2 protein-coding genes, 1 tRNA gene and 1 pseudogene are annotated in these 1,161 nt (G+C 57.5%); all 4 read right to left on the bottom strand.

Annotated elements, in window-relative coordinates; genetic code table 11:
• Positions 1-429 (bottom strand): transcription termination/antitermination protein NusG (gene nusG, locus ABYB95_RS23770; RefSeq protein ID WP_372662927.1); only part of this gene is annotated, 429 nt, incomplete at its 3' end.
• A complete protein-coding gene (gene secE, locus ABYB95_RS23765; protein ID WP_372662924.1) occupies positions 429-812 on the bottom strand; it encodes a preprotein translocase subunit SecE in 384 nt (127 codons plus the stop codon). The genes nusG and secE, both read right to left, overlap by 1 nt.
• Before the next feature lie 145 nt (positions 813-957).
• Positions 958-1,033 (bottom strand) — tRNA-Trp (locus ABYB95_RS23760).
• Between the two features lie 26 nt (positions 1,034-1,059).
• Positions 1,060-1,161: pseudogene (locus ABYB95_RS23755) on the bottom strand (elongation factor Tu); the annotation flags it as partial.

The following is a 1,161-nucleotide window of genomic DNA, read 5'->3' as shown; positions in this document are numbered from 1 at the left end:
GTACTCGCCGACCACGAACTCCACCTTGTGGCGGGGCTTGTCGGTACCCTCTTGCATCTGGTTGACGATTTTTTGCACGTCTTCTTCAGAAATGGGCGCAGGGCGGTTCTTGGCACCACCAACGAATCCAGTCACCTTGTTGGTGTGCTTGACCAGATGCCAGGACTCGTCGTCCATGACCATCTCGACCAGCACATACCCCGGGAAAAACTTGCGCTCGGTGGTGCGCTTCTGGCCGTTCTTCACCTCGACCACCTCTTCGGTGGGCACCAGGATCCGACCAAACTTGTCTTGCATACCCTCGCGGTTGATCCGCTCGATGATGTTGCGTTCGGCCGCCTTTTCCATACCCGAATAGGCATGGACCACATACCAGCGCATGCCTTCAGCGGCAACACCATCGGTCACAGGGCTATTTTGGTCGCTCATCATTTCCTCCAGCCCAGAATCAAGTCGTAAAACACCCACTCAAGGGTTTTGTCCGTGAGCCACAAAAACAAGCCCATCACAAAAACAAATGCGAAGACGTAGGCCGTCATCTGGATCGCTTCTTTGCGCGCCGGCCAGACCACCTTCTTGACCTCGCGCCAAGAATCGCGACCAAAGGCCACCAGCTGGCGCCCCGACTCCGACGACACAAAGGCCACAACAGCAGCCAGCAAGCCCACCAACAAGGCCGCCCACTGCACCAGAGCGCCCTGCGCCGACAGTAGATAGAAGGCCACAAAGGAGCCCAGCAGCAACACGACGGCCGCACCCAGCTTCGCCTTGTCAGCGCCCGAGTGAACGGTTTGAACTTCGGATGTGGCCATGAACTTCCAGACTAAACTTGACAAAAAACACGGCTCAAAAGCCTTTGGCTTGAGACGCGTAAGCCCACCTGAGGTCTAAACGACTTCGGCGGGCTTGTGAACCACACAACAGAGCGGAATCAATGTCCGCCGCTGCGCTGTTGGGTGGCAGGGGCAGTAGGAATCGAACCTACAACCTTCGGTTTTGGAGACCGACGCTCTGCCAATTGAGCTATACCCCTACTGGCTATGCCCCGTGGAGGGCGATTTACGCGATGATCTTGGCCACGACACCGGCGCCGACGGTACGACCGCCCTCGCGGATGGCGAAACGCAGACCTTCTTCCATGGCGATGGGGTTGATCAGCTT

Origin of the sequence: Hydrogenophaga sp., assembly GCF_041633695.1 — a bacterium.
In the GTDB taxonomy this organism is placed as follows: domain Bacteria; phylum Pseudomonadota; class Gammaproteobacteria; order Burkholderiales; family Burkholderiaceae_C; genus Hydrogenophaga.
The sequence above is the reverse complement of the archived record's forward strand: the minus strand, read 5'-3'. Positions and strand labels throughout refer to the sequence as shown.